15 protein-coding genes are annotated in these 24,619 nt (G+C 44.8%); 6 read left to right on the top strand and 9 right to left on the bottom strand.

From position 1 onward, the window contains the following. Window positions 1-73: 73 nt before the first annotated feature. From GWR21_RS17700 to GWR21_RS17680, 5 genes are all read right to left on the bottom strand, one after another. The gene (locus tag GWR21_RS17700; RefSeq protein ID WP_162333033.1) at window positions 74-1,465 is read right to left on the bottom strand and encodes a SusD/RagB family nutrient-binding outer membrane lipoprotein; all 1,392 of its coding nucleotides are present in this window, start codon (window positions 1,463-1,465) and stop codon (window positions 74-76) included. A gap of 13 nt (window positions 1,466-1,478) precedes the next feature. Then, window positions 1,479-4,517, bottom strand: a complete 3,039-nt coding sequence (locus GWR21_RS17695) for a SusC/RagA family TonB-linked outer membrane protein (protein ID WP_162333032.1) — start codon at window positions 4,515-4,517, stop codon at window positions 1,479-1,481. Window positions 4,518-4,733: 216 nt separating this feature from the next. Next, on the bottom strand, window positions 4,734-5,195 hold the full coding sequence (locus GWR21_RS17690) for a hypothetical protein (RefSeq protein WP_162333031.1): 462 nt from the start codon (window positions 5,193-5,195) through the stop codon (window positions 4,734-4,736). Between the two features lie 446 nt (window positions 5,196-5,641). Continuing rightward, window positions 5,642-7,621: a DNA topoisomerase (ATP-hydrolyzing) subunit B gene (gene gyrB / locus GWR21_RS17685; protein ID WP_162333030.1), complete on the bottom strand. Its 1,980-nt coding sequence runs from the start codon at window positions 7,619-7,621 to the stop codon at window positions 5,642-5,644. Between the two features lie 128 nt (window positions 7,622-7,749). Beyond that, window positions 7,750-9,432, bottom strand: a complete 1,683-nt coding sequence (locus GWR21_RS17680) for a hypothetical protein (protein ID WP_162333029.1) — start codon at window positions 9,430-9,432, stop codon at window positions 7,750-7,752. A gap of 249 nt (window positions 9,433-9,681) precedes the next feature. Here GWR21_RS17680 and GWR21_RS17675 point away from each other — a divergent pair, with 249 nt between their 5' ends. Continuing rightward, the gene (locus tag GWR21_RS17675; RefSeq protein ID WP_162333028.1) at window positions 9,682-10,605 is read left to right on the top strand and encodes a helix-turn-helix domain-containing protein; all 924 of its coding nucleotides are present in this window, start codon (window positions 9,682-9,684) and stop codon (window positions 10,603-10,605) included. Between the two features lie 569 nt (window positions 10,606-11,174). Here GWR21_RS17675 and GWR21_RS17670 read toward each other — a convergent pair. Further along, the gene (locus GWR21_RS17670) at window positions 11,175-11,639 is read right to left on the bottom strand and encodes a PepSY-like domain-containing protein (RefSeq protein WP_162333027.1); all 465 of its coding nucleotides are present in this window, start codon (window positions 11,637-11,639) and stop codon (window positions 11,175-11,177) included. 246 nt (window positions 11,640-11,885) lie between these two features. On the opposite strand from GWR21_RS17670, the gene ileS reads away from it, so the two are divergent. Together ileS and GWR21_RS17660 are read left to right on the top strand one after the other, a co-directional pair. Further along, window positions 11,886-15,437 carry an isoleucine--tRNA ligase gene (ileS, locus tag GWR21_RS17665; RefSeq protein ID WP_162333026.1) on the top strand — a complete coding sequence of 1,184 codons (3,552 nt, stop codon included), beginning with the start codon at window positions 11,886-11,888 and terminating at the stop codon, window positions 15,435-15,437. Between the two features lie 4 nt (window positions 15,438-15,441). Further along, complete coding sequence (locus GWR21_RS17660) at window positions 15,442-16,488, top strand: TraR/DksA C4-type zinc finger protein (protein WP_162333025.1); 1,047 nt, start codon at window positions 15,442-15,444, stop codon at window positions 16,486-16,488. A 301-nt stretch (window positions 16,489-16,789) separates the two neighbouring features. On the opposite strand, the gene GWR21_RS17655 is transcribed toward GWR21_RS17660, so the two are convergent. Beyond that, complete coding sequence (locus tag GWR21_RS17655) at window positions 16,790-18,322, bottom strand: glycosyltransferase (RefSeq protein WP_162333024.1); 1,533 nt, start codon at window positions 18,320-18,322, stop codon at window positions 16,790-16,792. 251 nt (window positions 18,323-18,573) lie between these two features. Beyond that, a complete protein-coding gene (locus GWR21_RS17650) occupies window positions 18,574-20,406 on the bottom strand; it encodes an ABC transporter ATP-binding protein (RefSeq protein WP_162333023.1) in 1,833 nt (610 codons plus the stop codon). 143 nt (window positions 20,407-20,549) lie between these two features. Here GWR21_RS17650 and rbfA point away from each other — a divergent pair, with 143 nt between their 5' ends. Continuing rightward, window positions 20,550-20,927, top strand: coding sequence for a 30S ribosome-binding factor RbfA (gene rbfA, locus GWR21_RS17645; protein ID WP_162333022.1), 378 nt, complete (start codon window positions 20,550-20,552; stop codon window positions 20,925-20,927). A gap of 12 nt (window positions 20,928-20,939) precedes the next feature. Further along, on the top strand, window positions 20,940-22,169 hold the full coding sequence (locus tag GWR21_RS17640; protein WP_162333021.1) for an FtsX-like permease family protein: 1,230 nt from the start codon (window positions 20,940-20,942) through the stop codon (window positions 22,167-22,169). A 201-nt stretch (window positions 22,170-22,370) separates the two neighbouring features. Here GWR21_RS17640 and GWR21_RS17635 read toward each other — a convergent pair whose 3' ends face one another. Further along, window positions 22,371-23,207 (bottom strand): transketolase, encoded by an 837-nt coding sequence (locus GWR21_RS17635; protein ID WP_162333020.1) that lies wholly within the window; start codon window positions 23,205-23,207, stop codon window positions 22,371-22,373. Window positions 23,208-23,464: 257 nt separating this feature from the next. On the opposite strand from GWR21_RS17635, the gene GWR21_RS17630 reads away from it, so the two are divergent. Next, a complete protein-coding gene (locus GWR21_RS17630; RefSeq protein ID WP_238429851.1) occupies window positions 23,465-24,538 on the top strand; it encodes an MraY family glycosyltransferase in 1,074 nt (357 codons plus the stop codon). Window positions 24,539-24,619 lie beyond the last annotated feature (81 nt).

Here is a 24,619-nt window from a genome sequence, read left to right as displayed (position 1 = left end):
TGCTGTTAGCATGCATAAAAAAGGGAGCAGCCATCAGGCATGCTCCCTTTTTTTATTGTGATACTTTAGTCACTCAGCTATCCCACCATACTTTATCCGTCAGCTTCGCAGTTTGTAACGCTCTCGGATTAGCCGTGATCTCGTTCAACGGATAGAGGAATCTGCGTGGCAGGTTTGTCACCGTGTTATTAGGTATCATTTTCAGTGCAGGGTAACCTGTACGTCTCCAGTCAGTATAGTTTTCTATGGAAAGAAAATTAGCGGTTGCTTTTTCTTCGATGATCAGTTGTAAGGCATTGTTTGCCTGAAGTACTCCTCTTTTGGAAAGGAATGTTTTTGCAGACACACTGTTGGTGTCAATACCCAGTTTAACAAGATTACCAGTCACGGCTTCCCTGAATATAGGTTGTGCCGCTGTATAGTCGCTTGTGATGTAGGTGGCTTCTGCTTTGAGGAATAAGGCCTCCGCTGTATTTAAGATGTATACTTTTGAAGCGATGCCTCCATAAAAGCTGCCGGCTACTGAGAAGTCCTGTAACGCGCCGGCACCTGTACCAATCACATTGCCGTTATATTGTCCTGTATTCTCTGCTTTGCTTACCAGGTATGGTAACCGCGGATCTGCGTATTTCACCAGCGAATCTACATAGTGCGAAGAGAGCACTAGCGTAGATGTGTTATAGAAATGCAGGTACCAGGCATTGGAAGAAGTAGAAGTACCATTGTAAGTGAATGCACAGTCGTCATCATTACTGCTCATGCCATTACTGAGTGCTGCCAATGCCAGGTTGGCCTGTGTTTTAGCGTCATATCCCGGTGCTTCTGTAAGATGCATGTAGTAACGTGCTTTCAGTGTGTAGGCCACTTTTACCCATTTAGACATATCACCTGCGAAGTAATAGTCGTCAGAGCCGGGCGTTTTACCTTCGTCGGATCGCAGCTGTGTGATCGCTTCATCCAGCAAGGATTGTATGCTTTTGTAAATATCTTCCTGCTTGTCGTATACAGGTGTTGTATTGCCGGTGCCTGTAAATGCCTCTGAATAGGGAATGTCTCCCCAAAGATCAGTCGCAGTGCCTATTGTATAGGCGGTCAGTACTTTCGCAATACCGGCATACTTCGGATTGCCATTGGCGGTGGCCTGTTTGTCGAGTATGCTCAGGTTATTCAGTACGATGACATAGTAGGAGTTCCAGAAGTCATCAAAGTTGGAACTTGTCACCATATAATTTGCCGTATTAGGCATCGGCTGATTGGGAACACAGTTCTGCATCCATTGGTTGACCAATGTAGCCGCATTGCCTGCAGCAATATATTGTGACACACTTGCTTCCAGTGGTGCCAGTAAAAGTGATTCAGAGACGTCAGAAGGCACGTTTGGATTTGAATTGACGTCCAGGAACTTGTTGCATGCTGACAGCGTTAAAACGGCCAGTAATGACGTTATAATGAATGGTCTTTTCATGTTGAGTGATTTACTAGAACGTGAATTTTAAAGTGCAGTCAAATGAACGGCTGGTTGGTGCAGAGAAGGTATATACCCCTAGTCCGCCGTTACCAGCGCCCCATGAGTTCACCTCGGGGTCTCCGCCTGTAAAACTCTTGTCTTTATGGATCCACAGGTTGCGGCCTGTCAGCACGATAGCGGCATCTTTGAACGGAATGCGTCTGGATGCACCTTTGCTGAATGTGTATGAGAGGCTTACGTTACGCAGTTTGATATAAGATGCATGCTGTATAAAGGCTTCTGTAATACCGCTGATCTGCTGGAAATAAGCCTGTCCTGTTACTACCTGTTTATTAGGGGCACCTGTTGCGTCACTGACACCGGCCACTACCCTGTCGGCCCTGTTCTCTGTCTGTTTGGAAGTGCCATAGTAAAGGCCATATCCGTCATCAGAGTTGAGGACGTCACCGCCTTGTTTTGTATCAAAGAAGAAACTCAGGTTGAATTGTTTGTAGCGGAACTGATTGGTGATCCCTCCTATCCAGTCGGGTGTAATGTTGCCTACTGCTTCAAATTCACCGGAGGCATAAGGTAAACCTGCATCATTGATGCGCAGCTGACCATCTGCTGTACGTGCGTATTTAGTTCCAAACAGCAATCCCCATGGCTCACCGTTTTTCGCATAGATGCCACCGATACTGGTTTGCCCCAGTTTGTCACTCACCTGCTCTACACGTTGTTTCAGCTTTGTGTAGTTGATCGTCATATCCCAGCTGAAGTCTTTTGTTTTTACCGGTGTCAGGTTCAATAATATTTCAACCCCTTTTGTTGACATCTTCGCCGAGTTGATGGTCGTGCTGGCGTAGCCGGTAGAATTGGCAAGAGAGATGTTTTCAACAATGCCCTGTGACATGTGTCTGTTGAAATAGGAGGCTTCTAATCCTATCCTGCTTTCAAACATTTTCATTTCAAGACCCAGTTCATACTCTTTCTGCAATTCGTTTTTCAGATTCGGATTACCTACAGCTGTATTGATGAGAAACCCGTTCTGTCCATTATAGGGGAAGGTCAGGTTACTGCTCACATCACCATAGATCGTAGCCTGATAGTAAGGCGTGGTCGTGGCATACGGTTTTACATTATCATTACCGACAGTAGCATAGGAAGCCCTGATCTTTCCGAAGTTGATCGCTTTTTTCAGTCTGTCGTCCCTGAATAATTCAGAGAAGATAAATCCGCCGGCAACAGAGCCATACGGATAGTAGGCGTTGTCTCTGGATAATACAGAACTGCCATCGTATCTGCCCGTTAATGATAATACCAGCATGCGGTTATAATCTACCTCAGCCTGTGCGTAGAAACCTATTTTTCTGCGCAGGTATTCTGTGCCGGTATACGTGATCGCAGACGCGCTGGCCATGTTGTAGTAGCCTGCCTTGGCCAGTCCCAGACCTAATACGGTCATGAAATCACCGTGTTCGGAATAGACGTTGTTACCCAGCATCAGACTTACATTCGTTTTATCGAATTGTTTTCTCAGCTGAACAATGAAGTCATGGTTGAACTGCCTGAAGTTCTTGTTTGTATTATACGTTAACCCGGTAGCATAAGTAATATCGTTCATGTTCACGTGATAGTTTTGCTGATCAGTATAAATGTCAGCACCTGCGCGCTCAGTTACAGAGAGCCAGTCAAACGGTGTATATACAAATGTGAATACAGGCAGGAATCGGTTAACAACGGTGGTGTTCAGCACATTGTCCAGCACCCAGTATGGATTGTTACGGCTATAGCGATACAGGCGCTGTGAACCATCCGGATTCAGTGCCGGTTTGAGATCGTAGGACACGGGTGCGGAGAATACAGTCCAGAGAGGAGATTCGAGTCCGTAACCTTCCGGCATTTTTTTGTTATTGGCCGTAGAATAGGTCATCTGGAAGGTAGCATTCAGATTCTCCAGTATCTGTGTGCTGAATTTTGCGAACGCACTATGACGGGCATATGACGTATTTGGAATGGTACCCTTCTGATCGAAGTAGGAATACGACATAAAATAATTAGATGTCGGCCCTCCTCCGGAGACGCTGACGGTACTGTTAGATGTAACACCAGTTCTGAAAAATTCGTCCAGCGGATGATGTGCTTTAACCTTTTGTCCATTGGCAGTTAAAGTATCCATGCGTGGGCCCCAGGAAGTACTGCTTTTTCGCGTATCTCCATCAAAGAATACACCTTTGTCTCCCTGAGCATACAGGTATTGACGATCAGGATAGATAGTCTTCTCAAAAGACAATCCTGACGAAATGCTGACTGTTGGTTTACGTCCTGCACTCCCTCTTTTAGTGGTGATCAGTATAACGCCACGTGCCCCGGCAGAACCATATAGTGCAGTAGCAGCGGCGCCTTTCAGGACATTGATACTTTCAATAGTAGCAGGGTCTATATCTGCCAGCCTGTTAGTGCCTGAACCGCCATTATAGGTGCCGCCACTTTCATCATTATTAATAGGAACACCATCCATTACAAACAGCGCCTGGTTTTCTCCGGAAATGGACGTAATACCGCGGATGACTATACGGGATGAACTACCAGGCATACCGGAGGAACTGGTGATCTGTACGCCGGCTACTTTACCAGTCAGCGCATTTAATACATTCGGTTCTCTGGCACGCAGGATCTCATCGCTTTTTACTTCCTGTGCGCTGAAGGTGAGGTTCCTTTTCTCTTTTCTAACGCCCAATGCAGTTACGACCACTTCATTCAGATCGCTGGCATTCTCTGTGAGCGTGATATTGAAGTGTTGTTCATTACCAATTGGAATCTCTTTAACCGTATATCCGACAGCACGGATAACCAGTATGGCATTAGGGGATACATCCAGTTTAAACGAGCCGTCCTGCGCGGTGGTTGTCCCTTTGGATGTGCCTTTAACGATGACGGAGGCGAAGCTGACAGGCTGTTTTTTTTCATCGGTCACTGTTCCCTCTACTCCTCTTGTCTGTGCAAATATTGAGGAATAGAGTAGCAGTCCCGCCAGCAACGCCAGCAGGTGAAATACGTTTCTTTTCATACAACGAGATTAGATATTGGTTTTTGTGATTTCCCCTCTAAATAACTGATCCCGTCATCTGCGCAAATGACTTATAGTGATATGACCCAAATGTAGATTGGAAGGGAGCTAACCTTTTTATGATTCTTGACTATCTATAGGCAGATATTAACCAAAAAAAAGTCCCGCCTTGAAAGGCAGGACATGATGGAAAAAGATTTCAAAAAAAAACGATGATCAATTAATGTTTACTTTAAACTTTCCGTCCGTTAATGGCTTTTCTTTTTCGCCATTGTTTAAAATGCCGTCGAATGTGCCTTCGGCATACTTACTATTTATGCTTGTAATCTTTATTGACACTGTTTTGCTTTCATATGCTTCTGCACCAGATATAGACGAGGTGAATATGACATTTGCATGGTCTGTATTCGTAAAAGTACCCGTCTTTAATGTATCAGGGAACACCACCATTATAGCGATCGCACTATTCAGGTTACTGGTCAGGCCTTGTATCAGTAATACCTTTTTACCAATTGCGGTAGTATCGAATACTTCTCCATACGTAGTATTAGCGGTATAAGAAGCACCATCAAATTTGAAGTCACAGGAACCGGATGCCAGTACTGCTTTATCCTTTTCACATGAGGTGAAGGTTACGAGGCAGAGGCACAGGAACCCCAGAAGGGAGTAGAGTTTCATAGGACAGGTTGTTTCTTTCAGGTATAGTGATAAATAGGACTGCAAATTACTCTGTTTCTGATGAATTAAATAAAATATTTATAAGTTTTTTAACAGGTATGAGGCAATAAAACGGCAATGGGCGGGCAATGGACTGACAAGGAAGTAGTTAGGGGAAAGGTGGATATCGTACGTTTTCGGGTGTTTATACCGGTCAGATTATTATACTAACTGAGTACTAATACATCACTTCGAGGGCACCTAAAGGGCACTTCAATATCCCTGAGATATTGAAGTGCCCTTTAGGTGCCCTTGAAGTGATGTATTAGTAAGCCGATCAGGTGCCGTTAAGGTAGGCTATTGTGAGGTTCCGGTACAGGATGACCTTGCTACAAAGCAAAAGGGCCATCCGCTTATGGCGGACGGCCCTTTCTATGAAGGATGTCGTTATTAATTATAGACGAGGACTAGGCATCGATCTTAGCATACTTCGCATGAGACTCGATGAACTCTCTTCTTGGCGGAACTTCATCACCCATCAGCATACTGAATACACGGTCAGCTTCAGCCGCACTTTCAATCGTTACCTGTTTCAGGGTACGGTTATCAGGGTTCATGGTAGTTTCCCACAGCTGTTCTGCGTTCATCTCACCAAGACCTTTATAACGCTGAATGGTTACGCTGTCTTCCTTACCACCTGCGATCTTCATGATAGCAGCTTTACGGTCTTCTTCAGTCCATGCATAGATCTGCTCCTTGTTCTTCTTTACGAGGTACAGTGGAGGCTGCGCGATATATACATAACCCTGTTCAACCATTGCCTTCATATAACGGAATATAAAGGTCAGTATCAGTGTGGCGATGTGGCTACCATCCACGTCGGCATCCGTCATGATGATCAGCTTGTGGTAGCGCAGTTTAGAGAGGTTGAGGGCCTTATCATCTTCTTCTGTACCGATGGTTACACCCAGTGCAGTGAAGATATTTTTAATCTCCTCATTTTCATATATTTTATGCTCCATGGCTTTCTCCACGTTCAGGATCTTACCCCTGAGTGGCAGGATTGCCTGGAAGCTACGGTTACGTCCCTGTTTAGCCGTACCACCTGCGGAGTCACCCTCTACCAGGTACAGTTCACATTTTTCAGGATCATTTTCAGAGCAGTCAGCCAGTTTACCAGGTAAGCCGCTACCACTCAGTACGCTTTTACGCTGTACCATCTGGCGTGCTTTACGGGCTGCTTCACGCGCCTGTGCTGCCAGTACTACCTTATTGATGATGATCTTGGCTTCACGGGGATGTTCTTCCAGGTAAGCTTCCAGTACACCAGCAACGGAGCTGTCCACCACACCCATTACGTCGGAGTTGCCGAGTTTGGTTTTGGTCTGACCTTCGAACTGAGGTTCTGGTACTTTTACGCTGATAATGGCGCTTAATCCTTCACGGAAGTCATCACCGGTTACTTCGATCTTGGTCTTTTCGAACAGTTTATTCTTGTCACCATAGCTTTTGAATACACGGGTGATAGCACGGCGGAAACCGGCTACGTGTGTACCACCTTCAATGGTGTTGATGTTATTAACGTAGGAGAAGATATTTTCACTGAATGAGTCGTTGTATACAACGGCTACTTCGACTGCGACATTGCTGTTCGCATCGTGTGCTTCTACGAAGATCGGGTCAGGCAGCAGTGCGTTACGGCGGCCGTTACGGTCCAGCATCTGTACAAATTCGATGATACCGCCTTCGCTGTAGAAGGTTTCGGAGATGGAGTTACCTGCTTCGTCTTTTTCGCGGTCGTCCGTGAGGATGATACTGATCTTACGGTTCAGGTAAGCCAGTTCACGCAGACGACCTGCCAGGATCTCACGGTTATAGGTGGTTTCCTTGAAGATCTCGCCGTCCGGCTTAAAGTGAACGGTGGTACCAGTAGTGTCAGAAACACCGATCTCACGAACGGGATACTGAGGGACACCCCGCTGGTACTCCTGCTCAAATAATTTTCCTTCGCGGCGTACAGTTACCTGGAGCTTGTCACTGAGTGCGTTTACACAGCTCACACCAACCCCGTGCAGACCGCCGGATACTTTATATGTGTTTTTGTCGAATTTACCACCAGCGTGTAGCACAGTCATTACCACTTCCAGCGCGGAACGTCCTTCTTTAGGGTGCATGCCGGTCGGGATACCACGACCATCATCCGTTACCATGATGGAATTATCTTCACAGATCGTTACACTGATATTTTTACAGTAACCAGCGAGGGCCTCATCGATGGAGTTATCAACAACCTCGTATACGAGGTGATGCAGCCCTTTGATACCAATATCTCCGATATACATGGCCGGGCGCTTGCGCACCGCTTCCAGGCCTTCCAATACCTGTATGCTACCCGCATCATAGCCACTGCTGGCAGGGGTAGGTGCTTGCACTAATTCTTCGCTCATATTTGGGTGTAAAATGTGTTTAGATTTGAATCCTCGTGAATTGTGCAAAAATACGAAAATTGAGCCTTATTTCCATATTTAAAAGGTGCTTTTTGAACTGTTGATATCCACAATTTCGCCTGCGGAAATCAGATGGGGGAATTTTCTCCCAGGGCAGTTTCCTTGATACCGGTGAATAATGTTTTCCAGACGAGGTTGAAGAAGGATTTTCTGATATCCCGCTCATATCTCGGATTAGCCAGACGGGTCTCCCCTTTTTCAGGGTTAGCATCTTTTATAACAAGGGCATTGGCCAGAAAGCTCATCAACCCTTTCTTTTTAAATTCGTGTGAACCGTCTTCTTTCTTTAAAATATTCACTTTCAGGTTACTATACAGGAATTTTACACGTCCGGCTGCCCGGCGTTCATTGCCGGTCATACTAAATGTAAGGTCATGGATCTGACAGGATTTGATTTCCACCATCCCCAGGGGCTTCAGCACAGGATTCAGTTCCCGGCCGTCCATATCTTTCAGCTGACCTGATACACCAAATTGCCCACTGGAATCCCGCATGGAGAAGTCAAAATGGGCCGCCAGTTTGCCACTGTTCATCAGGATCGCATTGAGATCGATCGTAATGTTTGGATTTTTGGCCACCATGCTATCTATATTGGTCACATTCCGGAATGTACCATGTACATGTTTAAAACTCAGTTTACCAGCTTCTTCTGACTTAGGACTGATCTCTGTATACAGTAGGTCGGTCTTTTTGCCAATCAGTGTATCTATATATATTGGTATAGCCAGTCTTTTGAATATCTGATTAGGATATCCCCCGAGCTTGTTGCCCGGACCATCGGGTAACTTCCGGTTATGGTAAATATCCAGGTTTCCGCTGCTGATAGTGAGCTTATTGGCCCAGATCACCTGTTGCTCCAGCAGCATGCGGGGCTTTAACTGCGCCAATTCGATATCATTCAGCTGCATATCAAACCGGTCCCGCTGTGTTTTGGCTTTTATGTCAAACTGAGCCCTGTTGTAACGCGGCTCCACGGCAAACTGCCCGATACGTAGCGTTTGTTCCTCAGCACTGTACGCTACATTCTTTACATGCATCCAATACAGGCTGTCTGGCGTACGGTACCGGTACTCCTTCAAACCAAATTCATAATTCCGCGCATAAAGAAAACGGGTCGGGTCTTCCAGTGCCATTGAGTCGATCAGGAAGTCCTTAACCTGTACCCTGAGATCCTCAAGATGTGTCATAACCAGACCACTATCAGGTTTGACAACCGTGTATTTGAGGTTGATATGATCAAACCGGAGGGTGCCCAGGTAGAGCGACTTTATTTTAGAAGAGATGTTCTGATAAGCGTTTCGGGGAGCGGAGGTGTCTTTGTTGGACATGTTATATTCCAGCATGACAATGGGGTTATCGACTATCAGCGAGCCGGCATTAAGTTCTTTTTTAATAAAGTAGCGCCATACCCTGAAGTAATTCAGGTCGATCTTATCTGCCGTAAAACTATAAATCAGCTTGGGAGCCTTTTGACGCTCCTGCAGGCGTTTATAGACGTCAGGATCTCTTATCAGGCTTACCTTTTCGATAGTAAGACTGCCAGTGATCGGATTGAGTGCCAGCTCTTTATACCGGAGGGTGTAGAGACTGTCAGACATTTCCTGTACATAGGCACGTAGCTGCCACTGGATCTGTTTGTTCCATCGTTGTCCGATGAACCAGGCGGTGCCTAGTAACAGCAGGATTAGGATCCCGAAGGACAAAAGTATTTTTACCCAGAGTCTTTTAAATATTGATCGTTTCTCCATCATATACAAGATAGCCTAAATTCATACCATTGTCTTTATGCTGAGTCACTGGAAAATAGAAAGTGGGTGTCTTTTTTCAACCACTCATAAAAATATTGAAATTCATCAATGAATTATAAGTGGTTGATCTGTAATCTTATTTTGCCATTCTAACAGAGTTAGGTGGCATTTGCAATTGTAACCTGAATGTCAAACCGCTTCTGAATAAATTTTGAATGCCTATTTTTGTGATGGATTTAACAAACGAATGGCGTGAAAGAGGTACAGGATATATTAGCATTGGCTATCAGGCAGCCCGCTATGAGCGATCAGCTGCAGCTGGCAGAAAGTGACACTGTTGCAGTGCCGGACTGTCTCGATTTTTCTTTGCAGCGGTTTACGTATGATCGTCCGTTGCCTGTAGAAGATGTTGCCATGGTGGTATACCAACCTGCCAAACGTGGACAGACAGCTGCTATAGAGTTACGCTATTGTGTAGCTGGTAATAAATATTGTCAGAATCCGGGTTGTACCGACCGTGTATGTGCGGATGGGCATAGGGACAACTGTGTACAGAAGTCTCCTTCCATCGACATGATCACTGTAAAATTTCAGCCTTCTTTCATACAATCGCTGCAGAAAGGGTCAACTAATTCTACCCTTTTTGATATGCAGTCCCGCAAGCCTTTTGTAAAGACAATTCAGCCGAGCACCAAATCCAAGGAAGTACTGGAGCAGATGGTGCACCATAATTATGATGGTGCGCTGAAAAACATCTTCCTGCAGAGCAAGGCGCTGGAATTGTTATTGTTCAGCTCTGATCAGTTTGTACAGAATGATACGGATGATCGTTTTGGCTGTCGTTTCCTGACACAGTTGGAAGATCGTGAGAAGATAGAAAAAGCCAGGGATATTCTCCTGGAGCAGCTGGATGCGCCGATTACTATCCGTGATCTGGCCCGTCGTGTGGCGATGAATGAATGTTACCTGAAAAAGGGGTTCAAAGCGATGTACGGTACGACGATCTATGATTATTTCCAGAAGGAAAGAATGGAGAAAGCAAAGAGTCTGTTATACGAAAGAGGCATGTCTGTTTCTGAAGTAGCCATCCTGATGGGGTACTCGTGTATTTCTCACTTCTCTACTGCATTCAAGAAACATACAGGCCTGAAACCTTGTGAATTGTTACTTAGATAAGTGGAAATGTGAATGATTTTTTCCAATAAAAGAAAAAGCCTGATCCGAAACGGTCAGGCTTTTTTTATGAACGTAACATTTTATCTTATTGATTATTAAGGTGTTGGCGATTATTGTCCGGATGTGAAAGTTGTCTGCCGCTTTTTCCCGATTTGATCATTACTTTTCCCGAATACAAAAACACTAACCGGATTATTGGTGTTTCTTTGTATCACGATCGGCAGATATCTATCCCGATCTTCCTTATAAGCTTCCTTATCAGATTTGACCATGGAGAGAGCTTACTGGGCAAAAAGAGTAAAGCCATCAATTTTTGCACCTCATCAACACCAATTTTGACCTTTTGGAAAAGTGCAATTTTGTCTAGTAAGTTCTCTACCGTAATTACATAAAAGCCGTCTCGTCTTACGAGACGGTTTTTTTATTGTTACGTCAGATAGTCGCTGGTTATGACATTATGTATTGGGGAGTGACAGTATGGTAGTTACAAAAAAAAGAAAACCCCGCCCAAAAGAGCAGGGTCTGTCCTATTTATCCCTATACCTATGAAATACTAATTAATGTGGTTATTATTCTGATACGGTGCCACCTTCATTTACTAACACTGATTTCTCTACACCGTTATCCTGAATATTAACCTTATAATATGCAGCTACATCTGATCTTTCTATTTTCCAGCCGTCTTTAATAGTAGCGGTTGGATATTTAGATCTGAGCGTAGAGGATACCATTTCAGGTAACCTGTCTGCTGCATATGTACTACGGGTTGCTACCCACTTACCATCAGCGTCATATTCGGCCGTAGTCTTTACGTCTTCTTTAGTAAAGTTCGCTACCCAATGACCACTGTAGTTCTTTGACCACTTCGCGTCTGTTACTGCAAAGTTCTGCTGAAACGCATCCTTTACAGCCACAGGAGCTACTACCTCTTTCTTCGCAACTACCTTCTTTGTTTTTTTTGCTGATTTTTTTTGTGCAAAAGTTGTGCCGGAAGATATGAATGCCACACAAATTATTAATACTAACTTTTTCATAAATAATCAGATATGGTTTTTCAATTGGGTTGAGTTCTTCAACTTATTCTTCCGTCGTAGTTACCAAAACAATGCCAAAAAGTAATCAACGAACTAATGCCCGGTAAAAATACAAAAAAAATCCACAATTAAAAGCAAAACCATCTTTTTCGTAACACGGTCTCTTCAAGGCTGCTGTAAAATTCGTAACTTTGCAGAATTTTAATCAACTACTTTTAATAACGTCAAAGGGCGGAGAATTGTTTTATGGCCAGCAAATATCAGGAATATAATCAGCTGAATTTACCGCAGATAGAGAAGGATATATTGGCAAACTGGGAGAAAATCCAGGCCTTCGAGAAAAGCGTGTCCATACGCGAAGGTGCCACTCCTTTCGTATTTTATGAAGGTCCGCCGAGTGCGAACGGTATGCCAGGTATTCACCACGTTATTTCCCGTACCTTAAAAGATCTGGTTTGCCGTTATAAGACGATGAGCGGTTTCCAGGTAAAACGTAAAGGTGGATGGGATACCCACGGTTTACCTGTGGAACTGGGTGTAGAAAAAATGCTCGGCATTACTAAAGAGGCCATCGGTAAAACAATTTCCATTGAGGACTATAATAAGGCCTGCCGCACAGAGGTATTAAAATTCAAAGATAAGTGGGATGACCTGACCCGTAAAATGGGCTATTGGGTAGACCTGAACGCTCCATATATCACCTTTGATAATAATTATATAGAGTCACTATGGTGGTGTCTAAGTGAATTGTATAAAAAAAACCTGTTATATAAAAGCGTAAGTATCCAGCCGTATTCCCCTGCTGCAGGTACGGGTCTTAGCTCTCATGAGCTGAATATGCCAGGTTGCTATAAAGAGGTAAAAGACACGACTGTTGTTGCGCAGTTCAAAGCAATTGAATCTGATAAATCAGCTTTTCTCTTTGAAGAAGCGAGGAAAATAGACCCGGCTGCGGAAGTATTCTTCATGGCCTGGACTACCACTCCATGGACACTTCCTTCTAACCTGGGTCTGACTGTGGGCGCTAATATTGAATATGCGCTCGTACGCACATTCAACCCATATACTCACCTGCCGCAGTTTGTGGTGATGGCGAAGGACCTGCTGGGTAAATACTTTAAGCCGGAAGGTGAAGATGGCGATTTCGCCGCCTATAAGGAAGGTGACAAGGTTATTCCATGGCAGATACTGTCTGTGTGCAGAGGTAGCCAGCTGGAAAATATCCGTTATGAGCAGTTACTGCCTTATGTGCAGCCTGAATCCGGCGATCCGTTCCGTGTAATACTGGGTGACTTCGTTACTACTGAAGATGGTACCGGTATCGTACACACCGCCCCTGCCTTTGGTGCGGATGACTATCGTGTTGGACAGAAATATAATATTGGTATACTGACACTGGTAGACCGTCAGGGTAAATTCCTGGATGAAGTGGGTGAGTTTGGTGGCCGTTATGTAAAGAATTACAAAAGCGATCCGGAATATAAGGACGTAGATGTTGATATCGCGGTTAAACTGAAAAGAGAGAACCGTGCATTCAAGGTAGAGAAATACGAACATACTTACCCTCACTGCTGGCGTACCAATAAACCGGTATTATATTATCCGCTGGATGCCTGGTTTATCCGTACGACTGCTGTGAAAGAGAAGATGGTGGAACTGAACAAGACCATCAACTGGAAACCGGCTACTACTGGTACCGGCCGTTTTGGTAACTGGCTGGAGAACCTGGTAGACTGGAACCTGAGCCGTAGCCGTTTCTGGGGTACGCCGCTGCCGGTATGGAGAACAGTTGCTGTGAAAGAGGATAGTCCGGAAGGTGCAGTGCAGAAATGCCTGAGTGCAAAGAAAGAACTGGTAGGCGCGCTATTATTTGTGAAAAAAGACGAGCTCAAGGCGGACATCTTAAATGAAGACAGCGCATTGAGTAAACGTGTCGCTGCACATAATGCACAGTTTGCAAATGCTACAAAGGAAGAGCAGGAAAAGAATGTCATCAATATTGAGAAGATCAGGAAGAAGATAGCTAATGAGGAAGTGACATTGGTGGATCTGGGACTGGCTAATTTCAGTCAGACAGACATGGTAAGCAGTTATTGCGTACCAGTGACAGAAGCATCTCTGGAAGAGGTTGACATGCATAAACCAATGGTTGACAACCTCATCTTCGACCATGAAGGTCAGTTGATGTATCGTGAACCAGACCTGGTAGACGTATGGTTTGATAGTGGTGCGATGCCGTATGCGCAATGGCATTATCCATTTGAAAATAAGGAGACTTTCTCACAGAACTTCCCTGCCGATTTCATCGCCGAGGGTGTTGACCAGACCCGCGGATGGTTCTATACCCTGCATGCACTGGGAACGATGTTGTTTGACAGTGTTGCCTATAAGACAGTTGTATCGAATGGCCTTGTTCTTGACAAGAACGGGAACAAGATGAGTAAGAGTGTGGGTAATGTTGTGGATCCGTTCGCTACATTGGAACAATATGGGGCGGACGCAACACGTTGGTATCTTATTACCAATGCATCTCCCTGGGATAGCATGAAATTTGATGTAGAGGGCATCCGGGAGGTGCAACGTAAATTGTTCTCCACCCTGTATAATACGTATAATTTCTTCGCTATGTATGCCAACCTGGACAAATTCACTTTCCAGGAAGCATATGTTCCACTGGAAGAGCGTCCGGAGATAGACCGCTGGATTATATCCCTGCTGAATACACTGGTAAAAGACGTTACAGGATTTTTGGACGACTACGAGCCTACCCAGGCCGGTAGGGCGATACAGACTTTTGTAGACGAACACCTGAGTAACTGGTATGTTCGTTTGTGTCGTCGCCGTTTCTGGAAAGGTGAGTATGCACAGGACAAGATATCTGCTTACCAGACCTTGTACGAGTGCCTGGAAACACTGGCCCGTTTAATGGCCCCTGTTTCTCCGTTCTTTGCAGATTGGTTATTTGGCAACCTCAATAACGTGAGTGGTCGCCATGGGGAGGCATCTGTTCATCACATGAATTTCCCATCCGTTGTTTCGGCCGCAATTGATGCCGACCTGGAGGAAAGGATGCAGCTTGCGCAGGATATTTCCTCGCTGGTGCTGTCACTTAGAAAAAAGGTTAATATCAAGGTGCGTCAACCGTTACAAAAGATATTGATACCCGTTCAAAACATTCACATTAAAGATCAAATAGAAAAAATTGAGGATCTGATAAAAAGTGAGGTGAATGTGAAAGGTATTGAGTATCTTACGGAAACGGAAGGTTTCATCAAGAAAAAGATCAAGCCAAACTATAAATCCCTGGGTGGCAAGATGGGAGCGAAGATGAAAGCAGTTGCTGCTTTGATCAATGCATTCTCTGCTGCCGATATCGCATCCCTCGAACGTAACGGAGAATTTATCCTTCAGGTTGAAGATGAACAACTGCCTATCCAGTTATCTGACGTAGAGATCATCTCAGAAGATATTCCCGGTTGGACCGTAGCTAATAAGGGCCCACTTACAGTGGCGCTCGATATTACTATTACACCAGTATTGCTGGATGAAGGTAATGCGCGTGAACTAGTCAACCGTATTCAGAAAATCAGGAAAGACAATGACTTTGAACTGACTGACAGAATACAGGTAAAAGTGGCAGTAATCGAGAGCTTGAAATCGGCGATTATTAACTATAATGACTATATTTGCACGGAAATTTTGGCAGATAGTCTGGAATTAGTGCCGGAATTACAGGATGGAATTGAAATTGAAGTAAATGATCTGACATTCAACGTATTAGTTAACAAAAAAAGCTAATCCCATGGCAACAAGTAAGAAAGTTGCTAGTAAAAAGACCCAAAAAGCAGCAGCACCGGCGAAAAAAGCATCGGTAAAGCAAGCTCCTCCTGACAAGAAAGCTGTAGTGGCAAAGTCCGCAGTGAAGAAGTCAGCGACAGCAAAGCCTACCGCAAAAACATCAGCGCCTAAAGTTGCTACTCAGCAGGTCAAACCAACTGCGACCCAAAAAGTTGTTGCCAAAAAATCAGCAGTTACTCAGGCGGCTTCGTCAGGTAAATCTGTAGTAAAGAAAGCACCCGTAGCAGCACAGGCGGTGCCTCAATCTGAAGTAAAAAAAGCTGCAGTAGCTTCTGCTAAGCCTGCCGCTTCCGCGAAAGTGCCTGATACAAAGAAAGTGGTGACGCCCGGCGTTACTACAGATAAAGAAAAACTAATTTCCAAGCCAGAAGAAAAAGAAGTAATAATGCCAGTAAATAAAAAAGACGATAAAGAAAAAGTAGTTGCTAAAGACGCCGTAAAAAAGCCAGCAGAAAAAGTACAGAAAGCTGAAAAGGCTGCTCCTGCGAAAGCAGAAAAGCCAGCAGAACGTACTGAGAAAGCTGATAAAAAAGGTGGATCTAAAGCAGCCACATTAGTAACCTACCAACCAGAGTTTACTAAATCTGTTCTCGATCAGCCTGAACAGCCGTCCGGTCCTGTTTACCGTTACAGTGATGCTGATCTGCAGGAATTTAAAGAACTGATCCTGAAAAAGCTGGAGGCAGCAAAGAAGGAGTTGGTCTATCTGCAGGGCCTGATCACTCGTAAAGACGAAGCAGGTACTGATGATACTGAGAACAAATACATGAGCATGGAAGATGGCAGTGGTTCTCAGGAAAGAGAGCAGCTGAACCAGATGGCCAGCCGTCAGATCCAGTTTATCGATCACCTCGAGAAAGCGCTCGTACGTATCGAAAACAAAACTTATGGTATCTGTCGTGTAACCGGTAAGCTCATCGATAAAGCAAGGCTGCGCGCTGTACCGCATGCAACCCTGAGTATCGAAGCGAAACTGGCGAAAAGCAAATAAGGAATTACACATCCTCATAGGAAAGAATCCTGATCTAAAATCCGTTAAGCACAGTATGGCATTGCCTGTGTGTGACTGCGGAGGGAAGATCAGGATTTTTTTATTGATAGCAATGTTCCTCAGCGTCAATGCCCATAGCGACATGGCAGTTATTTACGGCATATAGGTGTCGTAGTACTACACTGCGTGATCTTTATTGTGTTAGAGCAACATCAGGAGTGATGTGACCATAAAAAAAGCGTCCCCTCTTTGTCAGAAGGAACGCCAGTGTAAATAAACAGGGGCTTCAAGGAGACTATCTTTATGAGACCTCTTGTTTTTTTCGTTTCGTAAGTTGCCTGGCCGCCAGGTAAACCAAACCTGCGGACGCTAATCCGATAAGGCTGCCTACGCCGATCCGTCTTGCCTGTTTCTTGCTGATCGCTGGTAAGCGAAGCTTAAACTTCTCAGGACTGGCCTGGGCTATCTGCAACAACGGTTCCATCCATGGGCCGGGAATAATTTTATCTGCAATATTCTCTGCTTCTGTACTTACTGCATCAAATGCGACACCGATTCCAGCTTCTTTCAACAGCTCATTACCATCAGCACCACTGCCAACATATATAATATTTTGTGGTGTAACGTGGTATTTGTCTGCAATATAGGTTAATATATTGCTCTTACAATACACCGGCGGTTGTGAAGGTGCATTTTTATCTGTGCAAAGGAAGTAGTCCGGAATAGTCACTTCTCCTGTAGCCACGCTATTAAAGAGATGTAGCCTGTTCGCAAAAACGAAGTCCATGCCCAGCTTATTCCTTACATGGCGGGCTACACATTCGAAACCATCTGTAATAAGCCCAACCGTGTATCCACGCTTCTTTAGCTCACGTACAACAGCCTTAATATCAGGGACCAGCGATACCTCATCTGCTACCTCCAGTAGTTCTGCGAGATTCCTTTCATGGAAAAGGGTGGCAGTGTGTTCAATGACAGTGATAGGATCTGTGAAATGTCCACGTATCTGTTTCAAGGTGCTCTCAAAGCCAAATTCTGTAGCGGCTGCCATCAGGTAGTCTTCCCGGAAAATTGTCTCATCCAGGTTGAAGATGACCATTTTATGGAGTTTGTCAATAGATTCCAGAATGGAATATTCCATTTGCTCGCGGATGATATTGATATTACCCAGTGTTTCCAGGTTCTCCTGCGGGATGTTTTCTGCTTTACGCAGAATTGTACGTGATACTTCTCTGGACATCTTGCTCAGCTGCTCCCATGTCTGCATGGCATTTTCGACGCGGCCGATATTTACTTCTGTAATACGTGCGCCCTGTACATGCAGATCTATCAACAGGCCGATATCCACGCCGTAGTCATTTTCAAACTGTACGTTTGATAGTAATGATTTTCTGGCTGCGACCATGCCGCTAAGTGGTTGATTGAAAGTAGCCAGTTCCGGGAATAGAATACTGAGGAGCGGTTTGGCAACCAGCTGTGTTACTCTGCCCGCCTGTCGCTCGAAATAGGATTTAACGAAATCAGCTTTTCCATCCACAATAGGATCTGTCAGTAATTCCACTATATTCTCCGGATAGGTGAGGATGTCGCCATCTACATACATGACAATATCATTCTTAGCCGCCATCATTCCCTCTCTCATGGATATACCTTTACCCCGCTGACTACTGGTGATGACACGCACATTTTCCTTCAAAGCCTGCTCTACTGAATTGTCATTGGAATTATCATCAACCACAATGATCTCAATTTTTCTTGTCGTCTTTTTGATGGTTTTGATTACCTGACGTAATGTAGCCCCTTCATTCAGAACCGGAATGATAATGGAAATCATAGGTGAATGCTTGTTTTGTGTGAATAATAAGTCTCTGGTAAAATATCACAGACCATACGGATGTAGGGCCAAAAGGCCGCAAAAATAGTACCATAGCAGCCCCGGCGGAGCTAATTAATGGTTAATAATGATGAATGGAAACAGCGGATCAGAGAGGGTTTGCCGTCAGTTCAACGATATGGGATATACAAACAGGGGGCGTCTCGGTACCGAGACACCCCCTGTTTGTATGCTTAATTGCGAATGATCTGTTATTTGAATTCCTGCATTTCCACGAGTTTCCGGTAAATGCCGTCTTTTGTGATCAGCTCATCGTGTGTACCGCGTTCCTTAATCTCGCCCTGGTCCATTACAATGATCTCATTGGCATGCTGGATAGTGGATAAACGGTGTGCAATAACGATGGTTGTACGGTTTTCCATCAGTCTGTCCAGTGCATCCTGCACCAGTTTTTCTGACTCGGTATCCAGTGCGGAAGTGGCTTCATCCAGTATCAGGATAGGTGGATTTTTGAAGATAGCACGGGCTATGGTCAGCCGCTGCCGCTGCCCTCCGCTCAGTTTCATACCACGATCACCGATAGGTGTGTCATAGCCATTTTCCAGTTGCGCAATAAATTCATGTGCGTTGGCGATCTTAGCGGCTTTGATCACTTCTTCCCTGTTTGCATCGGGCTGTCCAAAGGCGATATTATTGAATACTGTGTCATTAAAAAGTATAGCCTCCTGCGATACCATGCCTATCTGCGCACGCAGATCATGCATTTTGACGTCACGGATATCTTTACCATCTACGAGGATAGCACCGCCAGTTACGTCATAGAAACGGGGGATCAGGTCGGCCATCGTAGATTTACCAGCACCGCTTTTACCTACCAGGGCGACCATACGGCCCTTGTCGATAGTGAGCTGTACGTTTTTAAGTACAGGCTTCTCGTTATAGGCGAACGTGACATTGCTGAATTCAATATTTTTTTCGAAGCCAGCCAATGCAGCTGCATTTTCTTTATCACTGATCGGATTAGGTGCATCCATGATACGCAGCAGACGTTCACCAGCAGCCAGTCCTTTAGGTAGGGCGGTAATAGCGGTACCCATAGATTTCGCCGGTGCCAGTATCTGGAAAAAGAATCCAAGGTAGGCGATAAAGGTGGACGCTGTCAGTGCATTGGAGCCAGATAATATCAGATTACCACCATATAACATGATGACGATCACCACCATTACTCCCAGGATCTCAGATACGGGAGAGGCTGCCTCACGTCGGTTTTGCATTGATTTGATATTGTCTGCATATGCCTGGTTGTCTTCTGAAAATTTACTGTTAATGAAGCTTTCAGCATTAAATGCCTTGATAATACGAATGCCCGAAAGTGTTTCTTCACTGATATTCAATATTTTACCGAGTAGTCCATGGCTTACGGTGGATTGCTTTTTCAACTTTTTAGATACAGAGCTGAGCAACAGACCAGATATCGGGAAGAACAGGATAGCGAAAAACGTAAGCTCTCTTGATATGTTGAAAAGTGCTACGAACGTGGAAATGATCACCAGGGGGTCACGCAGGATGGTTTGCATAGAGGTGATCACAGAGTTTTCGACTTCTACCACATCACTGCTGACAACAGACAACAGGTCGCCTTTACGTTCATTGTGGAAAAAGCCCAGAGACTGATGACTGTATTGGTAAAAGACCTTTTCCCTCATCCTTCGCACCATGGAAACCCGTACACGAGTGAGCGTACGTTGACTGAGATATCCGAAAAGATTTTTTAGTATGATAGTGATGAAAAGTACGGTACAGACATATACCAGTACCGCAAACTTATTACCATTATACTTTATAAGTAGCTCATTAATATTATAATAGAATAGATCTATGAAGTACTTTGCAGTAAATGAAAAATCGGGTAGCTGGCTGACAACCTCATGCTTTTCAATGTCAAATAGTGCGTTTAGCAATGGAATCAGTAGTGTAAAGTTCAGCAGCCCGAAGACCGTATACAGAATAACATACACAATATATTCCGGAACATAGTGGTGATAGGGCTTCGACAAACTCAGCAACCTGAAAAAAGTCTTCATCTTACGATTATTTATCTTATCTGTTTCGCTTTTCCGGGGCAGGAACCGATTTATATCTGTCAGCACATGCCTGTTTCCTTATCTTTGCCGGAGAAGATTGAATTAAGGATGCAAGTTAATACAATCTCAAATCTTTAAACATTATGCAGGAAAGCAAAAGACAGAAACAAATAGGACAGCTGTTACAAAAAGAACTGAGTGAAATATTTCAGCGGATGGGATTTAACGTGGTAGATGGGGGAATGATCTCCATCTCTTCCGTAAAAGTTACTCCCGACCTGCTCGAGGCCAGGGTATACCTGAGCATGTTCAAGATAGCTGATAACCATGAAATGGTGAACCGTATCAAGGAAAGAATGGGTGAAATTAAGAAGGATCTGGGCAACCGCGTAGGCAAACAGTTACGTCGCATACCCGAACTCACCCTGTTCCTGGACGATACCCTGGAGTATATCTTCAAAATGGACGAACTGTTCAAAAAGATCAAGGAAGACGACGCAGAGAGGGAAAACAATAAATAAAACAGCTTAACATTGATCTGGCAGTTCGCATCCCGTTATTTCAGGGCTAAAAAAAGTACCAATGCCATCAATATCATCGCCTGGGTAAGTGTTTCGGCAATTGCGGTGGGTGCAGGCGCGCTGATTGTTATTCTCAGCGTTTTCAACGGATTTGAAGGACTGGTAAAATCTCTATATTCTACTTTCTATCCCTCTGTCAAAATCAGTGCGGTTAGCGGCAAAAGTATCACACTCTCTCCAGATCAGCTAAAGCAGATCTCGGGGGTAAAGGGCGTTGCCTATATTACAGAGGTTGTGGAAGAGAAAGCTGTATTACGGTACGGGCAGGGAGATCAGACCATCGCTATTCTGAAAGGCGTGGACAGTAACTATAACAAAGTTGCTGCTGTAGATAAAAGTATGGAGCAGGGTAAGTTTAATACTGGCAGTGAAAATGACGGTTACTCGGCGATACTTGGTATAGAGCTGGCCATGGCACTGGGAGTAGACATTGAAAGAGATCTGACACCACTGAGTGTATACCTGCCGCGCAGGAATGTCACCAGTGTGACGACGCCTGAAGACGCGCTGGGTAGTGGCATATTGTATCCTGCAGGGTCTTTCAATATCCAGCAGGAGTTTAACAGCAAGTACGTGCTGACCAATATTGCGTTCATGCGCGGACTGCTGGGCATGAATGAACATGAGATGTCTGCCCTGGAAGTAAAGGGTGTATCCGGACTGGATGACAATGTGCTGAAACGAAGATTAAAGGAATTGCTGGGAGACAGGTTTACTATCGAAACCCGCTATGAGCAGAACCAGGCGCTATATGCTATTATGCAAACGGAGAAGTGGGCTGTATATGTGATTATGAGTTTTATCCTGGTGATCGCAGCGTTCAATATGATCGGCTGCCTCTATATGCTGGTAATGGAAAAGCAGAAGGATATCACCATTCTGAAGGCGATGGGTGCGCGTCCGCAGCTGATCACACGTATCTTCCTCGCAGAAGGGATGATCATTGCCGGAATAGGTACGCTCATTGGCTTCGGGATCAGTATTCTGTTCTGTGTTTTACAGCAGCATTTTGGGTTGATCAAGCTGGAGGAGGATTCTTTCCTGGTAAATGCATATCCTGTCAGCATGCATGTTTCCGATTTTCTGCTGGTAAGTGTGACTATCATTGTCATCGCAGGAGCCGCGAGTTGGTATCCGGCGAGAAGGGCTGGCCGTCAGGCTATTGAGTTAAAAGCGACCTGATACATATTGTTCCTAGAAGTCAGTTATAATTTATTACAGGCCTCCGTATCCGGAGGCTTTTTTATTGAGGTAATAGCGAAATAATAAACCAGGCTATTCACTATCAGGAACAGCCTGGTTCAGTATGTTAGTCACCAGCGGTGGTATTGTTACTACCACACCAGGTCCTTTTTTATGTATTGTTGCCAGATTCTTAACGGACTAGTAGTCACCCAGTGTTTCTGGTAACTGTGCCAGTGCTTTGGCCAGTTGCTCATCACTTGGAGCTATACCGTGCCATTCGTGGTGACCTTCCATGAAGTCAACACCCTGACCCATTACTGTCTTCATCAGGATAACGATAGGCTGGCCCTGACCGGTCAGGCTAACTGCCTTTTCCAGTGTCGCCACTACTTCATCCATGTCATTACCATTCATGTGCAGTACTTTCCAACCGAAAGCAGCAAACTTAGGTTCCAGATCACCCAGACCTGCTACATCCTCAACGGTACCGTCGATCTGCTGGCCGTTCCAGTCAACTGTTACGATCAGATTATCCACTTTATGGTGAGGAGCGAACATGATCGCTTCCCAGTTCTGACCTTCTTCCAGCTCTCCATCACCATGGAGGGAGAATACCAGACGATCGTCATTATTTAATTTCTTGGAGAGTGCAGCACCGATAGCCACACTCATACCCTGGCCTAGGGAACCTGAAGCTACCCGTATACCTGGAAGGTGTTCGTGTGTAGTAGGGTGACCCTGGAGGCGGGAATTGAGTTTACGGAAAGTGGCCAGTTCTGCTTTGTCAAAATAGCCTGCATGGGCTAAAGTGCTGTAGAATACTGGAGAAATGTGCCCGTTGGAAAGGAAAAACAGGTCCTGATCTAAACCGTCCATTTCAAAAGGCTGCGGCTTATGCTGCATCACCTTAAAATAAAGGGCGGTAAAGAAATCTGCACATCCTAAAGAACCGCCTGGATGGCCGCTTTGGCAGCCATGCACCATACGAACTATATCCCGTCTTATTTGAGTTGCTATGTCTTTCAACTGAGGCATGATAATTGCAAATTTTTGAGATTGCTAAATTAATAGAATTTAGATAGAATCTGGCATATTTAGTCTCTAAGCTAAAGGTTTTTAGTGATTAAGGCTCAATTCTTTTTAATTTCCAGTTTTTTTGATACACATTTGGTTGGAATTAATATCTTTGCAGGAATCAAGCCCCTCCCAACATGGAGAATGTTTTAATTGCGACTGTCCTGAGTTTTGTTATAACCTATTTTGCGATACCTGTGTTAATAAGGGTTGCAGAATTGAAGCATCTTTATGACGAACCGGACGAACGGAAATCACACAAAGCACGCATACCAACTTTAGGAGGTATCGGTTTTTTTTCAGGATTTGTGATGGCATCTGCAGTGTGCGTACCTGCTTTTGCCGATTCCCCATTTCAGTACATGGTCGCTGCGTTTATTGTTATTTTCATGGTTGGCATGAAGGATGACATTGTTGGACTTTCCCCCTTAAAGAAACTTATTGGCCAGTTAATGGCTTCTTTCGCAGTTATATACCTCGGTAATTTGCAGATCAATAGTATGTATGGCATATTGGGAATAGAAGCCCTGCCTCCATATATCAGCCTGCTGCTTACTTACTTTACATTCCTGGTGATCATTAACGCCTTCAACCTGATAGACGGTATTGACGGCCTGGCGGGCAGTATTGGTATGCTGGTATCCGGTGTAATGGGTACCTATTTCCTGTATACCGGTGAGCTGTTGTATGCTGTAATGGGATTTGCAATGTCAGGTGGACTTGCTGCATTCCTGATCTATAACATTTCTCCTGCCCGCATCTTCATGGGTGATACCGGGTCTCTGATGGTAGGTCTGGTGAATGCGATCCTGGTGATCAAATTCATCGATGTAGCTGGTAATCCGGCAGGAAAGCTGCCTGTAAACTCCGTACCTATTGTGGCTATCGCTATTCTGGTGATGCCGCTTTTCGATACTTTGCGCGTTTTTGCTATCCGTATGATGCATGGAAGGTCGCCTTTTTCAGCTGACCGTAACCACATCCACCACTACCTGCTGGAGCTCGGTTTGAATCACAGACAGACGACCATCGTAATGGTGAGCATCAATGCAGGCTATATCGGTCTGGCTTTTGCCCTGCAGAATATTGGTTCCGCTTATCTGTTAAGCGTGATACTTGGTTCTGCCCTGCTCCTCACCGGTATACTTTACCAGATGAAGAAAAGAAGGGAGGCTATGCTGCGTGCTATGGCTGTTGCCGCAATCAGCGATGCTGCCAGTGAAGCCCAGACGGCTATAAATCATCCTAAAATCCTGCGTGTAAGCACAAAGGGTGTTCTCCAGGATAAATAATTTCAGGCCCGGTTATCTTGTACCGGGACCATCTCCCCTGTTCCGACTTTCCAAATTCAGATAAATCCTGTAGGTTTGCAG

Source organism: Chitinophaga agri, from assembly GCF_010093065.1.
Lineage (GTDB): Bacteria > Bacteroidota > Bacteroidia > Chitinophagales > Chitinophagaceae > Chitinophaga > Chitinophaga agri.
This window is presented reverse-complemented; position numbering and strand designations above follow the sequence as displayed.

Excerpts from the sequence above, each read along its gene's own strand:
- GWR21_RS17700 (WP_162333033.1), bottom strand. The coding sequence starts at position 1,465 with ATGAAAAGACCATTCATTATAACGTCATTACTGGCCGTTTTAACGCTG.
- GWR21_RS17695 (WP_162333032.1), bottom strand. The coding sequence starts at position 4,517 with ATGAAAAGAAACGTATTTCACCTGCTGGCGTTGCTGGCGGGACTGCTA.
- GWR21_RS17690 (WP_162333031.1), bottom strand. The coding sequence starts at position 5,195 with ATGAAACTCTACTCCCTTCTGGGGTTCCTGTGCCTCTGCCTCGTAACC.
- gyrB (WP_162333030.1), bottom strand. The coding sequence starts at position 7,621 with ATGAGCGAAGAATTAGTGCAAGCACCTACCCCTGCCAGCAGTGGCTAT.
- GWR21_RS17680 (WP_162333029.1), bottom strand. The coding sequence starts at position 9,432 with ATGATGGAGAAACGATCAATATTTAAAAGACTCTGGGTAAAAATACTT.
- GWR21_RS17670 (WP_162333027.1), bottom strand. The coding sequence starts at position 11,639 with ATGAAAAAGTTAGTATTAATAATTTGTGTGGCATTCATATCTTCCGGC.
- ileS (WP_162333026.1), top strand. The coding sequence starts at position 11,886 with ATGGCCAGCAAATATCAGGAATATAATCAGCTGAATTTACCGCAGATA.
- GWR21_RS17660 (WP_162333025.1), top strand. The coding sequence starts at position 15,442 with ATGGCAACAAGTAAGAAAGTTGCTAGTAAAAAGACCCAAAAAGCAGCA.
- GWR21_RS17655 (WP_162333024.1), bottom strand. The coding sequence starts at position 18,322 with ATGATTTCCATTATCATTCCGGTTCTGAATGAAGGGGCTACATTACGT.
- GWR21_RS17650 (WP_162333023.1), bottom strand. The coding sequence starts at position 20,406 with ATGAAGACTTTTTTCAGGTTGCTGAGTTTGTCGAAGCCCTATCACCAC.
- rbfA (WP_162333022.1), top strand. The coding sequence starts at position 20,550 with ATGCAGGAAAGCAAAAGACAGAAACAAATAGGACAGCTGTTACAAAAA.
- GWR21_RS17635 (WP_162333020.1), bottom strand. The coding sequence starts at position 23,207 with ATGCCTCAGTTGAAAGACATAGCAACTCAAATAAGACGGGATATAGTT.